We start from the raw sequence: 16,838 nt of genomic DNA on the forward strand, positions 1-16,838 counted from the left end.
TTAACTTCACAAATTTCTGAAAGAAGCGTACGTTCTGAAGCATGACGAAGGCCATCACCGTCTCCGGACTGCGCAAGTCGTTCGGGCGGACCCAGGCCCTCGACGGACTCGACCTGGACGTCGAGACCGGCGAGGTGCACGGCTTCCTCGGGCCCAACGGCGCCGGGAAGTCCACCACCCTCCGCGTCCTGCTCGGCCTGCTGCGCGCCGACTCCGGAGCCGCACAGGTTCTCGGCCGCGACCCGTGGACGGACGCGGTCGAGGTGCACCGCCGGATCGCCTACGTCCCCGGCGACGTGACCCTGTGGCGCAACCTCTCCGGTGGCGAGGTCATCGACCTCTACGGCCGGCTGCGCGGCGGCCTCTCGGCGACGCGGCGCGCCGAACTGATCGACCGCTTCGAGCTGGACCCCACCAAGAAGGGCCGCACCTATTCCAAGGGCAACCGCCAGAAGGTCGCCCTGGTCGCCGCGTTCGCCTCGGACGTGGACCTGCTGATCCTGGACGAACCGACGTCGGGCCTGGACCCGCTGATGGAGGAGGTCTTCCAGCGCTGTGTCGAGGAGGAGCGCGAGCGCGGCCGTACGGTGCTGCTGTCGTCCCACATCCTCAGCGAGGTCGAGGAGTTGTGCGACCGGGTGAGCATCATCCGGCGCGGCCGCACCGTCGAGACGGGCTCGCTCGCCGACCTGCGCCACCTCACCCGCACCAGCGTCACGGCCGAACTCGCGGGCACGCCCAACGGGTTGGCGCACCTGCCCGGCGTCCACGACCTCGACGTCCAGGGCCACCGGGTCCGGCTTCAGGTGGACACGGACAAACTCGACGCGGTGCTGCGGCAGTTGAGCGAGTCCGGGGTGCGCTCGCTGACGTCGACCCCGCCGACGCTGGAGGAACTGTTCCTGCGCCACTACCAGGACGAGGAGGCGACGTCATGACCTCGCTCGTCGGCACCGGCGTACTGCTGCGCTTCAACCTGCGCCGCGACCGGCTGATGATCCCGGTGTGGGTGGCGGTGAACGCCCTGATGGTCCTCTCCATGCCGAACACCCTCAAGGGCCTGTACGGCACCGAGGCCGAACGCGCCGACCTGCTGCACCAGGTCGCCGCCAACTCCTCCTTCCGCGCGCTGATCGGGCCCGCCTTCGACGACTCCCTCGGCGCCCTCACCGCCTGGCGCGTCGGCGTCTACGCGGGGGCGCTCGCCGCCGTCACCGGCCTCCTGGTCGTCGTACGCCACACCCGGGACGAAGAGGAGAGCGGACGACAGGAACTGCTCGCCTCGGGCGTGATGGGACGACGGGCCTCCCTGACGGCGGCGCTGCTGGCGGCGGCCGTGGCGAGCGGGGTGCTGGCCCTGCTGGTGACGGCGGGTCTGGCGGGCCAGGGAGTGGTGGGCGCGCTGGCGTTCGGGCTGGGGCTCGCCGCCGTGGGCATGCTCTTCGCCACGATGGCCGCGATCGTCGCCCAGCTGACGGAGAGCGCGCGGCTGGCGCGAGGTCTGACGGCGGGGGTGCTGGGCGTGGCCTTCGCGCTGCGGGCGGCGGGGGACTCGGTGTCGACCGACTCGTCCTCGGTGCTGACCTGGCTGTCGCCGCTGGGCTGGCTGTCGCAGCTGCGCCCCTTCGCCGGTGAACGCTGGTGGGTGCTGCTGCTCTTCGCGGCGGCGGTGGCGGGCCAGGGCGCGCTGGCCTACGTACTGGCGGGCCGCAGGGACGTCGGCATGAGCTTCGTGCCGACCCGTCCGGGACCTGCCGTCGGCCGCCTGGGCACGGCGGGCGCGCTGGCCTGGCGGCTGCATCGGGGCGGTGTGCTCGGCTGGTCGATCGGCTTCTTCCTGGCCGGGGTGGTCTACGGCGGTCTCACCGACGGCGCGGCCGACCTGGTCGGCGACAACGAGAAGGCCCGGGAGATCTTCGAGCGGATGGGCGGACAGTCCGGGATCACGGACGCCTTCCTCGCCTCGATGACCGGGATGCTGGGACTGGTGGCCGCGCTGTACATGGTCGCGTCGGTGCTGCGGCTGCACGGCGAGGAGACCTCGATGCGGGCGGAACCGCTGCTGGCGAACGCGGTGGGCCGGCTGCGGTGGGCCTCGGGCCATCTGGTGATCGCCTTCGGCGGCGCGGTGCTCATCATGCTGATCGCGGGTCTCGGCTTCGCCGTGGGCTACGGCAAGCAGGTCGGCCCGATCCTGGGCGCGTGCCTGGTGCAGGTGGCGGGGGTGTGGGTGATCGGCGGTGTGACGGTTCTGCTGTACGGGGTGGCCCCCCGGGTCGCTCCTCTGGCCTGGGGAGTCGCCGGGGCGGTCCTCCTGATCGGCTGGGTCGGCCCCGCGCTGGACGCCCCGCGCGCGGTCCTCGACCTGTCCCCCTTCGGGCACCTGCCGAAGCTGCCGGGCGGGGCGATGGAGTGGGGCCCGGTGCTAGTCCTGCTCGCGCTGGCGGCGGCCCTGGTCACGGGAGGCCTCGCGGGCCTGCGCCGCCGTGACCTGACGACCTGAACCGCGGACAGCGCCCCGGACGTCCCTCCCGACATGAAATGGCGTGTCGACGGAGTGACCTGCGGGGGCTGTGCGCTGTCGGCGGCGGGGGCGACGGCGGCCCCCCTGCTGTGGCTGTCGATGGCCCGCACCGAACGCCACCTGGGCGGCGGCTTCGAGAACGAGGGCATGAACCTCACGGTCCTGCTGACGGAGCTGCCCCTGGTGATCCTGGCGGGAGCCTTCCTGCCCGTACTGATCCTCACCCTGATCGTCCGGGTCTTCCGGAGCTAGTCGACGTACTGCTTGAGTTTCTCGGTGTCGAGTTCGATGCCGAGGGGGTCGGGGAGCAGCAGTGTGGCCCCGAAGGGCTCCTTGCGGATGCTGCGGTATCCGACCCCAGGGTCCGGATCGGCGTAGAGAGCGACCGTGCAGGCGTCGCGGTCGATCAACAGGTAGAGGGGAATGCCCGCCGCCCCGTACGCGACGGGCTTCTCCTGGCGATCTCGCAGGTCGGTGTCGGAGTCGTAGGAGGTGACCTCGACAACCATGAGCACACCAGTCGGATCGGCCCACTCACCATGCCCCGCGAAGTGCTCCTCAGGCACGAGGACGGCGTCGGGGCGTGCTCTGCCGTCCCGGTACTTCTCCACTCGCAGCCCCCGACCCTGATACAGGTCGAGATCGGGTCGGACCTGCATACAGCGCTTGCTCAGCCACACGACAATCGTGTCGTGGTCCCCGTCGGCCACCTTCTTGACCCCGATCCGTCCGTTGATGAACTCGAACCTGACGGCGTCGTCGGTCTCCTTGGCCGCGAAGGCGGCGATCCTCTCGAACTCCTCCACCGACATCTGGGACGACTGCACTGCGCGCTCTGCCATAACGGTCATGGTGCACCCCCTCTCAGGCTGTGGCCAGTGTGGCGAGCACCGAGCGAAGCGCGCGCCTGTTCGCCTGGTGATCAGCCGAACGAGCGATCACCTCACCTCGACGCTCAGTCCCTCCAGCCCCCGGATCACGAAGTTCGGCTTGCGTTCCGGGGGCTTCGCCAGAGTCAGGGCGGGGGTCTTCTCCAGCAGGGCCCTCATGGAGGCGGTCAGTTCGATGCGGGCCAGGGGGGCGCCGATGCAGTAGTGGATGCCGGCGCTGAAGGAGATGTGGGGGTTGTCGGCGCGGGTGAGGTCGAGGCGTTCGGGGTGGTCGAAGACGGCCGGGTCGTGGTTGGCGGAGCCGAAGAGCAGGGCGATCTCGGCGCCCCTCGGGACGGTCGTCCCGTCGATCTCGATCTCGTCCAGGACCCACCGCTCGAACAGCTGGAGCGGGGTGTCGTAGCGCATCAGCTCCTCGACGGCCCTCGGCACGAGCGAGTGGTCCGCGCGCAGGGCCGCCAGCTGCTCGGGGTTGCGGAAGAGGGCATACCAGCCGTTGACCGTGGCGTTCACGGTGGCCTCGTGGCCCGCGTTGAGCAGCAGCACACAGGTGGAGATCATCTCCTGCTCGGTGAGCCGGTCGCCCTCGTCGTACGTGGCGATCAGCCCCGAGATCAGATCGTCCCCGGGCCTGCCCCGCCGCTCGGCGATCAGCTCCCGCAGGTACTCCGTGAACTCCACGGAGGCCCGCACCGCACGGGCCGCGGTGTCCTGGGACGGGTTCAGCTCGTACATCCCGCAGATGTCCGCCGACCAGGGCCGCAGCGGCGCCCGGTCCGACTCGGGGATCCCCAGCATCTCGGCGATCACGGCGACCGGGAGCGGCTCGGCGACATCCCGGAGCAGATCCCCGCCCCCCGCCTCGACGAGCCGGTCCACCAGCTGCCCGGCCAGCCCGGTCACGTACGGCACCAGCCGCTCGACCGTACGCGGGGTGAACGCCTTCGACACCAGTCGCCGGATCCGGGTGTGGTCCGGCGGCTCCAGATCCAGCATCCCGTGGTCGTTGAGGGTGTGGAACGGCTCGTGCTCCGCCGGCGGTGCCGTGCGCCCGAACTCCTCGTGCGTGAACCGGTGCTGGTAGGTCCGCCCGAGCCTGCGGTCCCGCAGCAGCGCGGAGACGTCCGCGTGGTGCGGGACGAGCCACTGGTTCGTCGGCTCGAAGTACTGCACACGCCCCTTGGCACGCAGCTCGGCGTAGGCGGGGTAGGGGTCGGCGAGGAACGCCGGGTCCCAGGGATCGAAGGCTGCCATGCGGGGACGCTAGCCCGGGAACCCCGCCGCTGACCAGGGGGGACTACCAGGGGGACGCTCCCCTACCCCGGTGTCACCAGTCGTGCCTCGTACGCGAACACCGCCGCCTGCGTACGGTCCCTGAGGCCCAGCTTCACCAGGATCCGGCTCACATGCGTCTTGATCGTCGACTCGGCCACCACCAGCCGCCCGGCGATCTCCAGGTTCGACAGGCCCTGGGCGATGAGGACCAGGACCTCGGTCTCCCGGTCGGTGAGGTCGCCGTAGGCCGTGTGGGCGGAGACCATGAGGCGGGGGGACTCGGAGAGTTTGGAGAACTCCGTGATCAGGCGCCTGGTGACCGAGGGGGCTAGCAGTGCCTCGCCGGCGGCCACCACCCTGACCCCGTCGGCGAGTTGGCGGGCCGAGGCGTCCTTGAGGAGGAAGCCGGAGGCTCCCGCGCGCAACGCCTGGTACACGTACTCGTCGAGGTCGAAGGTCGTCAGGACCAGGACCTTCGCCGTGCCGTCGGCCGCGACGATCTCCCTGGTCGCCTCGATGCCGTTCAGCTCCGGCATGCGGATGTCCATCAGGACCACGTCGGGGGCGAGTTCGCGGACCCGGTCCACCGCCTCGCGGCCGTTGACGGCCTCGCCGACCACCTCGATGTCCGGCATCGCGTTCAGCAGCACCGAGAAGCCCTCGCGGACCATCATCTGGTCGTCCGCGACCAGGACACGGATCGTCATGCCTCACCCTCGTCCCTGAGCGGCACCGGCAGGAACACCGCCACCTCGTACCCGCCCTCGTCCGTGGCGCCCGCCTTCATCTCGCCGTTCAGCATGGAGACCCGCTCCCGCATGCCGGTGATGCCGTGGCCCGCGCCGGGCGAGGGCTTCAGCAGCGACAGCTCGGGCCGCGGGCCGTTGACTATGCGCAGGCCCAGGCCGCCCAGGACGTATCCGATCTCGACCCGTGCGCTCGCCCCGGGAGCATGGCGCAGGGTGTTGCTCAGTGCCTCCTGGACGATCCGGTACGCCGACAGCTCGACGCCCTGCGGGAGTTCGCGGACCGCCCCGGTGACCGCCTTGTCGACGCTCAGGCCCGCTCCGCGCACATTGTCGAGGAGGGCGTCGAGGTCGGCGAGGGTGGGCTGCGGGGCGTCCGGCGCCTCGTAGTCCTCGGCGCGGACCACGCCCAGGACCCGGCGCAGCTCGGTGAGGGCCGCCACCGCGTTCTCCCGGATGGTGGCGAACGCCTTCTCCAGCTCGGGCGGCGGGTTCTCCACCCGGTAGGGCGCCGCCTCCGCCTGGATGGCGACGACCGACATGTGGTGGGCCACCACGTCGTGCAGTTCGCGGGCGATGGTCGTGCGCTCCTCGAGCAGCGTGCGGCGGGAGCGTTCGTGCTCGGTCACCGTCTGCTGGGCGGTCACCGTCTGCTCGGCGCTCCGGCGTATGTGCCAGAGGCTCACGACGAGCAGGGACAGCGCGGAGACGAACAGCATCTCCACGGTGTTGGAGCGGAAGTAGTGCCCGCCGCCGAGGGCTGCCTGCCATATCAGGCCGTAGGCCCCGGTGAGCAGCCACATCCACGCGGCGGTGCGCGGCCGGGTGCGCAGGGCCACCACGGTGAGCACGACGAGATGGCAGGCGAAGCTGCCCGGCAGCCATGGCCAGTCCTGCTGCCAGGAGTTGACGAAAGCCATCGGATAGGCGATCGCGGTCGCGGCCAGCGACAGCCAGAAGGCCATGATCGGCCGCACCATGGTCAGCAGGATCGGGACCAGGGCGAGCAGGCCGACGAAGAGGTTGGTGGTAGCGCCGCGGCCGCTGTTGTCCGAGCCGATGAGCATCGCGATCAGGCCGGCCGCGGTGATCAGCGCGTGGGGTGTCCAGACCGCGCTTTCCCGCAGCCGCCCGCTCAGAAGGCGGGAGAGCCCCTTGCCGGCACTCCGGGGAGGCAGCGGGCGATAGGCGAGGGCGTCGCTGATCAGGTCGTGCCGCAGGCCGCGCAGGGCGTCCATGGCGGCCCTGAACTCCGGACTGCGGGGCTTGTACGCGTCGTATCCGCCGCTGCCGCCCTGCGGAAGGGTCGTGTGCGTCTCGGTCGTATGGGTCACGATCGAAACGGTAGGCGGGGGCGGGGGTCACCGTCGTCACCAGTGAGACGGGTCCTTGGGGGTCCCTCTCAGGTACTACGGGTCTGGGAGGGGCCGGTCACCGGTACCCCGAGGGCCGCACCAGCCCCGACTCGTAGGCGAACACCGCCGCCTGCGTACGGTCCCTGAGCCCCAGCTTCACCAGGATGCGGCCCACATGCGTCTTCACGGTCTGCTCGGCCACCACGAGCCGTTCGGCGATCTCCGCGTTCGACAGGCCCTGCGCGATCAGCGCGAGGACCTCCGTCTCCCGCTCGGTCAGCTCGCCGACCCGGCGCCTGAGCGGGGCGCGGGGCCGCTTGTCGAGGCGGGAGAACTCGGCGATCAGCCGCCGGGTGATGCCAGGGGCGAGCAGCGCGTCCCCGGCCGCCACCACCCGCACGGCCTCGGCGAGCTGCTCCGCGGAGGCGTCCTTCAACAGGAACCCGGAGGCTCCGGCCCGCAGCGCCTCGTAGACGTACTCGTCGAGGTCGAAGGTGGTCAGCACCAGAACCCGGATCTCCGGCCGCTCGTCCGTGATGCGGCGGGTGGCCTCGATACCGCCCAGCTCGGGCATGCGGATGTCCATCAGGACCACGTCCGGGACGAGTTCGGCGACCTTGGCGACGGCGTCCAGGCCGTCGACGGCCTGCCCGATCACCTCGATACCGGGCTGGGCGCCCAGCAGCACGCTGAAGCCCTGCCGGACCATCTGCTGGTCGTCGGCGATCAGTACGCGGATGCTGCCGGTCGGGCCGGTCGTGCCGCTCGTCATGCGGTGTCTTCCTTCGGGTTGCCGGCCAGGTGCCGGGCGGAGGCCGGGTCGGGGTCGGTGGGAGTCGTGGCCGGGCGGGTCCCGCCGGTGGTGCTCGGGGACCCGGGGAGCGGGTCACTGTCGGCCGGGGACGCCGGGAGGTAGGCGTACACCTTGTAGCCGCCCTCCTGCTGGGGGCCCGCCAGCAGGACGCCGCTGAGCATCGCCGCCCGCTCCCGCATGCCGAGCAGCCCGTGTCCGGCGCCCTCGGAGGGCGCCGCATGTTTCGTCGGGCGGGTGTTGGCGACCTCGACGACCACGCCGATCGGCAGGTACTCGACATGGACGTGGACCTCCGCGCCCGGCGCGTGCCGCAGGACGTTGCTGAGCGCCTCCTGCACGATCCGGTACGCCGACAGCTCCACGCCCGACGGCAACGACCACCGCTCGCCGCTGCACCGGAGCACCACCGTCAGCCCCGCGGCCCGGGTGTTCTCCACGAGCGCCTCGATCCGGTCCAGGGTGGGCTGCGGCGCGTGCGGGGCAGTGCCGGTGGCGGGGTCGGCGGACGGTTCCGGTGGCTCCGGGTGCTCGGACCGCAGCACGCCCAGGACGCGACGCAGCTCGGTCAGGGCCTCCAGCGCGTTCTGCCGGATGCCGGCGAGGTTCTCCTTCAGCTCCTCGGACGGGTCCGCCACGAGGTGGGGGGCGACCTGGGCCTGGATCGAGATGACGGACATGTGGTGGGCGACCACGTCGTGCAGTTCGCGGGCGATACGGCTGCGCTCCTCCAGCACGGTGCGGCGGGCGCGTTCCTCGGCGGTGAGCGTGGTCTGCTCGACCAGTGCCCTGCTGGCCTCACGGCGGCCCCGCAGGGCGGTGCCGAGCACCACCACGACGGTGAACAGGATCGCCGCGAGCACCCCGGTGGGCTGGAAGTCGGGTGCGCCCAGCACGCCCTCGACGAGGTAGGTGAGCAGCAGGGTCACCGCCAGTGCCTCGACAGCCACCCGGGTGGGCACCCGGAGGGCGAGCAGCAGCAGTACGGCCAGGTGCCCGATGAGTCCACCGGCCGTCCAGGGCCAGGTGAAGCCGTGCGAGCCGCCGGCCAGCAGCTGCCGGCGCACTTCGAGAGCGCCGACCACCATGGCCGCGGTCGACAGCCACCACGCGGGGACGGGCCGCCACAACGCGAACACGACGGCCGCACCCTGCGCGAGACCGATCGCGAAGGCGGCACTGCCTCCCACCCCGCCGCCGTCCATCAGGGGCGCCACGACGCCGACCGTCACCCCGAAGGCGACAAGCCACATCACGCCGTGCGGCAGCCAGCGCAACCAGACCGACGGGGGCAGCGGATCGGGCCGCGTCGTCCACAGGTCATCCCTCAACACCCCCAGCCGGCGCAGCAGTCGGCCCACGACTCTCCGCCGGATCCCCGTCTCCGTCACGCCGACCACCCTAGGCACGACGCACCTCCTTCGTTGCCGCCGGTTCCGTACGGCGGTGGACATGGATCACCCGCGAGCCCTGGTCCCCGGCCCTGCGCGGCCCCTGCTCCAGGGACCGGAAGGCCACCAGGCAGACCGCCAGGACGAGGGCGAACACCGGCAGCCAGACCGGCCGGGCCGCCACCCAGCCCAGGCCGTCGGGGACGGTGTGCAGACCGGGGAGCCGGCCCGCGGCGAGGCTGGTGGCCGTGGTGGCCATCAGCGCGGTCTGGTGCCAGAGGAAGATCGTCATCGCGGAGAGGTTGACCAGCGCCACCGCCGCCCAGGCCGTAGGGCGGCGCATGCCGCGGCGCAGTCGGTCGCGCAGCAGGAGGGCGCCTCCGCACTGGGCCAGGCCGAAGGTGACGGCTGCCAGCGTCGGCGGGTTCAGGTTGGAGACGGCGGCGCCCGGCACGCCGACCATCGAGGCCGGATACCCCGCCCACCCGACCAGCACCGCCGTCACCACCGCACCGCCGCCGAGCAGGAGCCACCCCGCGCGCCGCCCCTCCAGCTCGCCCCGTGTCCAGGCAGCACCGAGGGTGTACGGCACGAGCCAGCCGGCCGCCAGATTGACCCAGCCGAGCCAGTCCGGGCCGCCGAGTCCGAAGCGCACCAGATCCACATGGAGGACGACGGCCAGCGGCCACAGCGGGTTGAGCCTCCGCAGCAGCGGGGTCGCGGCCGTGAGCACACCGAAGACCAGGAGGAACCACAGCGGGGACAGGGCGAGCTTGACCAGGGTGCGGACCGTGCCGAACGGCGCACCCGTCAGCAGCAGGGCGGTCGCCGCCACCGTCCACAGCGCGAGGACGGCGGCGACCGGCTTGAACAGCCGGGCCAGCCGGCTTCTCAGCCACTGCGGGTACGTCGTCCCGCGGGCACGTGCCGAGGTGTAGCCGAGGGTCGCCACATGGCCGCCGACCAGGAAGAACACGGCCAGCGTCTGGAAGACCCAGGAGATCGGGGCCAGCCAGGGCATGTGCTGCAACGGGCTCGCGGTGTGCAGGGTGCCGCCGTCGGCGACGAGGGCCGTCACCAGCCAGTGGCCGAGGACCACACCGAGGATCGCGAGGGCGCGCAGGGCGTCCACGGCACGGTCCCGCTCGGGAGGTGTCGCCGCGTCGATCCGCTCGGCGGCCTGTCGTATGCCCTCGCGTACGCCGCTGCGGGGGTGGTCGGTGCGGTTGCGGGGGTGGTCGGTGCAGTTGCGGGGGTGGCGGGTGCGGTCAGCCACGGGTCACCTCCGCGGTGTCCCCGAGGACGATCCGGGCGAGGTTGGCCAGGGAGACCGAGCCCGGGGTGAAGTAGCCGCTGTGACCGCCCTCGCCCGCGGCGAAGACACGGGCGCCGAAGGCCGGGGAGACCGGGTCGGTGCCGAAGCCGACGGTGACGCCGAAGAGGTCGGTCCTCACATGGGGGACCTCGCCGACCCAGTCGTCCTTGCCGCGGGCCGCCCAGATCCTCGCGGGGGTGCGCAGACCGGCCGCGGTGTCCGCGCCCGCGCCGGGGCTGCCGATCAGGGCCAGGTCGTCGACGTCCAGGTGGGCGGCGGCTCTCGCGCAGACGACGGCGCCGTAGGAATGGCAGACGAGGGAGACGGTCGCTCCGGTGCCGACGATGCCGTGCAGCTGCCGGATGAACTCGCTGAGCCCGGGGGCCGCTTCGTCCGCCCTGTCCGTGGTCAGGACCGTGGTGCTCACCGTGTCCGGGGTGCGGTAGCCGAGCCAGGCGACCACCGCGGTGCGGGTGCCCCGGGGGGCGGTCCTGGTCAGTTGCCGGTGCAGAGCCCGGGCGGTGGCCCGGAAGCGGGAGTAGGTGTCGAGGGAGGTGTCGGAGCCGGGCACCAGGACCGCCACATGGTCGGCGTGGGCGAGGTCGCCGAGGACTTCCGTCGCCTCTCCGGTGCCCCGGCCGTCGAAGGCGAGCAGGTGGCGGGCGGGGTCGGCCAACTCCCGGTCGGCCTTGGCACGATGGGTGTCGCCGTGGGCCGCGGCCATGCGGGCGGCCGCCTCGGCGTTGGCGCGGTTGGCCGCGTAGGCACGGTCGAGGGTCGCCGCGGTGAGCGTCGGGAGCGCGGCCGGGGGCGGGGCGGGGATCTCCGGGCGGGCGGCGGCGGAGAGCGGGCCGACCACGGCGGTGACGAGGAGGGCGGCGAGGAAGGCTCGACGCCATCTGTGAGTACGGCGGGTACCGGCGGCGTCGGTCTCCTGACCGCCGGTTCCGTGATCGTCGTCCGTGCGACGCGACTGCCCGTACCCGCTGCGCAGACCGCGCCGGATCCGCCCCATGGTCGTCTCCCCTCCGCCCGGCCATCGGGCTTGTATGGAGGGGAAGTTACGGAGCGCGGGTCGTCGTCCGCGTCCCGCCAGGGAGCTCTTCCGAGCCGTAGCTCTCAGGTATGACGGGTATCACCGGGAGGACGCACAGCGCCCCGCTGCGCCGCCGTCACCACGCCAGCTGGGCGATCTCCTCCGCGACCACCGCGCAGGCGTCCGCCGCCGGGTCGATCAGGGGGAAGTGGCCGGCCTCCTCCAGCAGTGTCAGCCCGACCACCTCGCCCGCCTTGGCCGCCGCGTCCGCGTAAGCCTCGGCGACCGCCTGCGGGACGACCAGGTCGGCCCGCCCCTGGACGAGGGTGGTAGCGATGCCGGTGGGCAGCAGGAGTGCCGGGTCGGCGTACGGCACCCGCTCGGTGAACTCCTCCTGCCCGCCCAGGAGTTGACGACACGCCCCACCGCACACGTCCAGCTTGTCGGCGATCGTGAAGTCGGCGATCGGGGCCAGCGCGACGACCCCGCGCAGCGGCGCCGGGCGGTCGGTGCGCCAGACGGCGTCGGCCGGCAGGACGTGCCTCGCCGCAGCCCACAGCGCGAGGTGACCGCCCGCGGAGTGCCCGGTGACGACCATCCGGCGCGGGTCCGCCTGCGGGAGCGCCTCCCGTACCAGCGCCGGAAGCGCGTCCATCGCGGCGGCCACGTCGTCGAAGGTCTCGGGCCACCGCCCGGCGACGGGGCCGGCCTCCCCCGCGCCGCGCTGTGCCGGCAGGGCGGCCCCGCCCCGCCGGTACTCCACGTTGGCCACCGCGAACCCCCGCCGGGCCAGGAAGTCCGCGAACGGCGTCACATGCCGCCGGTCGTACGGCGCCCGCCACGCCCCGCCGTGCAGGACGACGACCAGGGGCACCAGAGCGCCCCCGGGCGCCGCGGGCTCGCGCGGGGCGTAGAAGTCGATCACCTGGTCGGGGTCGTCCCCGTACGCCAGGGTGACGTCGGGGTCGACCACCGGGTGCGAGAAGGCCGACTCCTCCTCGGCCGCGGCACGGGCTTCCGCGGCGGCACGGCCTACGGCGTCGTCGGGCATGCTCCAACCTCTCAGCAACGGAACGGTTCTGACGGACCGTGAAGCTTCCTGGAAGGAAATTCGGCCGTTGGCCGGGACGGTATCAGGCCGGTGACGTGCGCGGACATGGGGATGTCACGCTGGGTGAGGATCGGCGGTCTCCGCCGACACCTCCGCCTGTACCTCCGTCAGCACCTCCGCCAGCACGCCCGCCGCCCGCTCCACGTCCGCGAACCCGACGTACAGCGGCGTGAAACCGAACCGCAGCACGTCAGGGTGCCGGAAGTCGCCCACCACACCCCGCTCCACCAGCCGTTTCATCACCGCACCGGCGTCGTCGCAGCGCAACGCGATCTGGCTGCCGCGCTCCGCGTGGGCCACGGGGGTCACGCACTCGACGCGCCCCTCACCGACGTACGACGTGACGCACTCCAGGAAGAAGTCCGTCAGGGCGAGGGACTTGGCGCGCACCGCCTCGACCGTCACCCCGTCCCACACCTCGAGGGCCGCCTCCAGGGCGAGCATGGAGAGGATGTCGGGCGTGCCGACGCGGCCGCGCACCGCGCCCTGGGCCGGGACGTAGGACGGGCTCATGCCGAAGGGCTCGGCGTGCGAGGTCCAGCCCGGCAGCGGGGAGTCGAAGCGGTCCTGGTGCTCGCGGCGGACGTAGAGGTACGCCGGTGAACCGGGGCCGCCGTTCAGGTACTTGTAGGTGCAGCCGACCGCGAGGTCGACCCCGTGCGCGTCGAGCCCGACCGGCAGGGCGCCCGCGCTGTGGCACAGGTCCCAGACGGAGATCGCGCCCACCCCGTGCACGGCGGCGGTCAGCCCCGGCAGGTCGTGCAGACGCCCGCTGCGGTAGTCGACGTGGTTGAGCAGGACGGCCGCCGTACGGTCGCCCAGCACGCCCGGCACCTCCGCCGGGGTCACCGCGCGCAGCGTGCAGCCGGTCATCCGGGCCGCGGACTCGGCTATGTACCCGTCCGTGGGAAAGGTGGTCGCATCCACGACGACCTCGTCCCGACCGGAGTCCGGACCGCCCGAGAGCCGTACCGCGCCCACAAGTGCCTTGAAGACGTTGACACTTGTCGAGTCGCCGACCACGATCTGCCCGGCCTCGGCGCCGACCAGGGGAGCGATCCGGTCGCCGATCCGCTCGGGCGCGGTCCACCAGCCGCTCTCGTCCCAGGACCGGATCCGCAAGGACCCCCACTGACGCCGCACGACGTCCTCGACGCGTCCCGGGACGGCCGCCGGGAGGGCGCCCAGCGAGTTGCCGTCCAGGTACACCACGTCGTCGAGGACGAACCGGGAGCGCACGCCCGCCAGTTCGTCACCGGCGTCCAACTCCTGTGCCTTGAAAGCGAGTTCAGACATGGGACCGCGCCGTCCACAGCTCGGGGAAGACGTTCTTGCGCGCACGCTTCTCCAGCCAGGCCACCCCGGCGGAGCCGCCCGTGCCGGCCTTGGAGCCCATCGCGCGGCGGGTGGCGACGAGATGGTCGTTGCGCCAGCGCCACACCAGCTCGGCGACATCGGTCAACGCCTCACCGAGACGCGCGAGTTCGTCGTTCTCGGGGCCGGAGTAGAGAGCCGTCCAGACGGCCTCCACCTCGTCCGACGGCTCGTACCGGAGCGAGACGTCACGGTCGAGCACCGCCGCCGGGACCGCGTGCCCGCGCCGCGCGAGCAGCCGCAGCACCTCGTCGTACAGGCTCGGCTCGTGCAGCGCCTTCTCCAGCTCGGCGTGGACGCGGGGCGCGCCCCGGTGCGGGACCAGCATGGACGCGGACTTGTCGCCGAGCAGGAACTCCATGCGCCGGTACATCGCCGACTGGAAGCCGGAGCCCTCGCCGAGGGCCGAGCGGTAGGAGTTGAACTGCGCGGGGGTCAGCTGGCCGAGCGGCTTCCAGGAGGCGGTCAGCGCCTCCAGCTCACGCACGGACCGCTTCAGCGCGGCGACGGCCGTGGGCACGTCGTCGGAGCGCAGCGCGGCGGCCGCGGTCTCCCACTCGTGCACGATGACGGTGAACCACAGCTCCATGACCTGGGTCGTGACCAGGAAGACCATCTCTCCGGGATCGTCGGAGAGGGTGTGCTGGAGGTGGGTGAGCACGTCCGCCTTGACGTAGTCCTCGTACGGCGTCGTGCCTTGGAAGTCGAGATGCGGGGTCTCGGGCTCCTGCGATTCCTGAGCCTCATGGGACGACATCGCTGTCTCCTGTTATTACTCCGGGTAGCGGTCCGCCCTGCCGTTACCGACACGGGGCCCCGGTCCCCGCCGGGCATCCTCTTCCATGGTCCGCGCAAAAGGCAAGGCCCGCCTGATCACACAGGCGGGCCCGGAGAACGTACGGCGGATCAGCCCAGCGTCTGGGCCGCCGTCGGCGAGGAGTCCTTCAGGAACTGCGAGCAGCGCTCGTACTCCTCCTGCTCGCCGATGGATCCCGCGGCGCGGGCCAGGGCATGCAGGGCGCGCAGGAAGCCGCGGTTCGGCTCGTGCTCCCAGGGGACCGGGCCGTGGCCCTTCCAGCCGTTGCGGCGCAACGAGTCCAGGCCGCGGTGGTAGCCGGTGCGGGCGTAGGCGTACGACTCCACGACACTGCCCCGCTCGAACGCCTCGTCGGCGAGCTGGGCCCAGGCGAGGGAGGAGGTGGGGTACTTCGCGGCGACGTCCGCGGGGGCGGTGCCGTTCGCCAGGAGCTCGCGGGGCTCCGGGTCGTCGGGAAGGTGGGTCGGGGGCGGACCCCCGAGAAGGTTTTCGTGAATCGACATGGGTCCAGTTTCCCTCGCCTTGGGGTCCGTCGTTGTCCGCGGGTCCGTCGTGGCTGGTCGCGCAGTTCCCCGCGCCCCTGAAAACGGGTGGGCACAGCTGAGCAGGCCCTGACTGCACCCACCTGTCTGGGGGCGCGGGGAACTGCGCGACCAGCCCCCGCCGGCCCGCAGCCGCCCTACGACAGCCGCCCCCGAGTCCGCTCCCCCTCCAGCGGCGGTGTCACGACGCTGCCATGCGTCCGGCACTCCGGCCTCCGGCACCCCGCCGGCAGCGACCGCACCGTCGAGAAAGCCACCACGGACCCCACCACCAACACCCCCGCACACACCACCATCGCCCGCCCGAAGGCGTCGTCGAACGCCGAAGCCGACCGGTAGGCCTCCTCCCCCATCCCCGCGACCAGCGGCAACGCCGCCACCGCGATCAACCCCGCCGCCCGGGCCGCCGCGTTGTTGATCCCGCTCGCCAGGCCCGCCCGCGAGGTGTCCACCGACCCCAGCACGGTCGCCGTCAGCGGCGCGACCAGGGTGACCATGCCGGTCCCGAGGACGAGCAGCGCGGGCAGGACGTCGGCGAGGTACGACGCGCCGGGGCCGACCCGCAGCATCAGCAGCATCCCCGCCGCACACAGCAGCGGGCCGACGGTGAGCGGGATGCGCGGCCCGATGCGGTCGGCGAGGGCACCCGAGCGCGCCGAGAACAGCAGCATCAGCGCGGTCGTCGGCAGCAGGGCCGTACCGGCTGCGAGGGCCGACCAGCCGACCACCACCTGGAGCTGGAGGGCGGCCAAAAAGAAGAACCCGCCGAAGGCCGCGTACACGCACAGCGTCACCAGGTTCACCGCCGTGAACTGCCGGGACGCGAAGATCCCGAGCGGCATCATCGGATCGGGCCGCCGCTTCTCGACGGACACGAAGGCCACCCCTGCGGCCAGCCCGGCAACCGCCGTGACGACGACCACCAGGGAGCCGGAACGGGCCTCGATGAGCGCGTACGTCACCAGCGCGAGCGCCAGCGCGCCCAGGACCGCGCCGAGCACGTCGAAGCGCCCGTGGTCGGTACGTCCGTCCGCGGACTCCGGGACGTGCCGTACCGCGATCGGCGCGCACACCAGGGCCAGCGGGACGTTGAGCAGGAACACCCAGCGCCAGCCCGGGCCGTCCACCAGCCAGCCGCCCACGAACGGTCCCACGGCCGCGCCGATGCCGCCGAACCCGGACCACAGGCCGACGGCCCGGCCCCGGTCGTCGGGGTGGAAGGAGGCCTGGATCAGGGCCAGGGACCCCGGCGTGAGCAGCGCGCCGCCGACGCCCTGGAGGGCCCGGGCGGCGACGAGGACACCGGCGTTCGGCGCGAGCCCGCACAGCAGCGAGGCCGCCGCGAACCAGACGACGCCGATGACGAAGACCTTGCGGCGGCCGTACCGGTCGCCGAGGGAGCCGCCGAGCAGGATCAGCCCGGCCAGCGTAAGCATGTACGCGTTGACCGTCCACTGGAGCGCGGCGAGGTCGGTGTCCAGGTCGCGGCCGATGCGCGGCAGGGCGACGTTGACGACGGTCGAGTCCAGCATCGCCATGCTGGAGCCGAGGACGGTGGTGAGCAGGATCCACTTGCCTTGCGGCGAGGCCAGCCGGACATCGGACATGCCCCAGGTATACAGCGAGCCCGGTGCCGCAGCACCGGGCTCAC

16 protein-coding genes are annotated in these 16,838 nt (G+C 72.3%); 3 read left to right on the top strand and 13 right to left on the bottom strand.

The window, feature by feature from the left end; genetic code table 11:
* Nucleotides 1-41 precede the first annotated feature (41 nt).
* Genes IF54_RS0117925 through IF54_RS0117935 form a run of 3 tightly spaced genes read left to right on the top strand, consistent with a single transcriptional unit; the run spans nt 42 to nt 2,776 of the window.
* Nucleotides 42-938 (top strand): ABC transporter ATP-binding protein, encoded by an 897-nt coding sequence (locus tag IF54_RS0117925; protein WP_030319735.1) that lies wholly within the window; start codon nt 42-44, stop codon nt 936-938.
* Nucleotides 935-2,503 carry an ABC transporter permease gene (locus IF54_RS0117930; RefSeq protein WP_030319737.1) on the top strand — a complete coding sequence of 523 codons (1,569 nt, stop codon included), beginning with the start codon at nt 935-937 and terminating at the stop codon, nt 2,501-2,503. Before IF54_RS0117925 ends, IF54_RS0117930 begins: the two co-directional genes overlap by 4 nt.
* Nucleotides 2,504-2,536: 33 nt before the next feature.
* Nucleotides 2,537-2,776 carry a hypothetical protein gene (locus tag IF54_RS0117935; RefSeq protein WP_030319739.1) on the top strand — a complete coding sequence of 80 codons (240 nt, stop codon included), beginning with the start codon at nt 2,537-2,539 and terminating at the stop codon, nt 2,774-2,776.
* Here IF54_RS0117935 and IF54_RS0117940 read toward each other — a convergent pair.
* The 13 genes from IF54_RS0117940 to IF54_RS0118000 form a co-directional block, all read right to left on the bottom strand.
* Entirely contained in the window at nt 2,773-3,375 is a 603-nt protein-coding gene (locus tag IF54_RS0117940; protein WP_030319740.1) for a Uma2 family endonuclease, read from the bottom strand. The two genes, IF54_RS0117935 and IF54_RS0117940, sit on opposite strands and share 4 nt — an antisense overlap.
* 87 nt (nt 3,376-3,462) lie before the next feature.
* Nucleotides 3,463-4,668: a cytochrome P450 gene (locus IF54_RS0117945; RefSeq protein ID WP_030319741.1), complete on the bottom strand. Its 1,206-nt coding sequence runs from the start codon at nt 4,666-4,668 to the stop codon at nt 3,463-3,465.
* Nucleotides 4,669-4,730: 62 nt separating this feature from the next.
* Nucleotides 4,731-5,396, bottom strand: coding sequence for a response regulator (locus IF54_RS0117950; RefSeq protein ID WP_030319742.1), 666 nt, complete (start codon nt 5,394-5,396; stop codon nt 4,731-4,733).
* Nucleotides 5,393-6,769, bottom strand: coding sequence for a sensor histidine kinase (locus tag IF54_RS0117955; RefSeq protein WP_030319745.1), 1,377 nt, complete (start codon nt 6,767-6,769; stop codon nt 5,393-5,395). Before IF54_RS0117955 ends, IF54_RS0117950 begins: the two co-directional genes overlap by 4 nt.
* 97 nt (nt 6,770-6,866) lie before the next feature.
* Nucleotides 6,867-7,562 (bottom strand): response regulator, encoded by a 696-nt coding sequence (locus IF54_RS0117960; RefSeq protein ID WP_030319747.1) that lies wholly within the window; start codon nt 7,560-7,562, stop codon nt 6,867-6,869.
* Nucleotides 7,559-9,010 (bottom strand): sensor histidine kinase, encoded by a 1,452-nt coding sequence (locus IF54_RS0117965; protein ID WP_234439000.1) that lies wholly within the window; start codon nt 9,008-9,010, stop codon nt 7,559-7,561. The genes IF54_RS0117960 and IF54_RS0117965 overlap by 4 nt, the downstream gene beginning before the upstream one ends.
* On the bottom strand, nt 9,003-10,181 hold the full coding sequence (locus IF54_RS0117970; RefSeq protein WP_037820213.1) for an acyltransferase family protein: 1,179 nt from the start codon (nt 10,179-10,181) through the stop codon (nt 9,003-9,005). The genes IF54_RS0117965 and IF54_RS0117970 overlap by 8 nt, the downstream gene beginning before the upstream one ends.
* Before the next feature lie 79 nt (nt 10,182-10,260).
* Nucleotides 10,261-11,322 carry an alpha/beta hydrolase gene (locus IF54_RS0117975; protein WP_078852022.1) on the bottom strand — a complete coding sequence of 354 codons (1,062 nt, stop codon included), beginning with the start codon at nt 11,320-11,322 and terminating at the stop codon, nt 10,261-10,263.
* A gap of 157 nt (nt 11,323-11,479) precedes the next feature.
* Entirely contained in the window at nt 11,480-12,394 is a 915-nt protein-coding gene (locus IF54_RS0117980) for an alpha/beta hydrolase (RefSeq protein ID WP_030319759.1), read from the bottom strand.
* A gap of 114 nt (nt 12,395-12,508) precedes the next feature.
* The gene (gene kynU / locus IF54_RS0117985; protein ID WP_051735468.1) at nt 12,509-13,750 is read right to left on the bottom strand and encodes a kynureninase; all 1,242 of its coding nucleotides are present in this window, start codon (nt 13,748-13,750) and stop codon (nt 12,509-12,511) included.
* Nucleotides 13,743-14,585: a tryptophan 2,3-dioxygenase family protein gene (locus IF54_RS0117990; RefSeq protein WP_020134444.1), complete on the bottom strand. Its 843-nt coding sequence runs from the start codon at nt 14,583-14,585 to the stop codon at nt 13,743-13,745. The genes kynU and IF54_RS0117990 overlap by 8 nt, the downstream gene beginning before the upstream one ends.
* A 149-nt stretch (nt 14,586-14,734) precedes the next feature.
* On the bottom strand, nt 14,735-15,148 hold the full coding sequence (locus tag IF54_RS0117995) for a DUF3151 domain-containing protein (protein ID WP_030319763.1): 414 nt from the start codon (nt 15,146-15,148) through the stop codon (nt 14,735-14,737).
* Nucleotides 15,149-15,324: 176 nt separating this feature from the next.
* Complete coding sequence (locus tag IF54_RS0118000; protein WP_030319765.1) at nt 15,325-16,794, bottom strand: MFS transporter; 1,470 nt, start codon at nt 16,792-16,794, stop codon at nt 15,325-15,327.
* Nucleotides 16,795-16,838 lie beyond the last annotated feature (44 nt).

The organism is Streptomyces sp. NRRL B-3229 (assembly GCF_000719505.1).
Classification (GTDB): domain Bacteria; phylum Actinomycetota; class Actinomycetes; order Streptomycetales; family Streptomycetaceae; genus Streptomyces; species Streptomyces griseorubiginosus.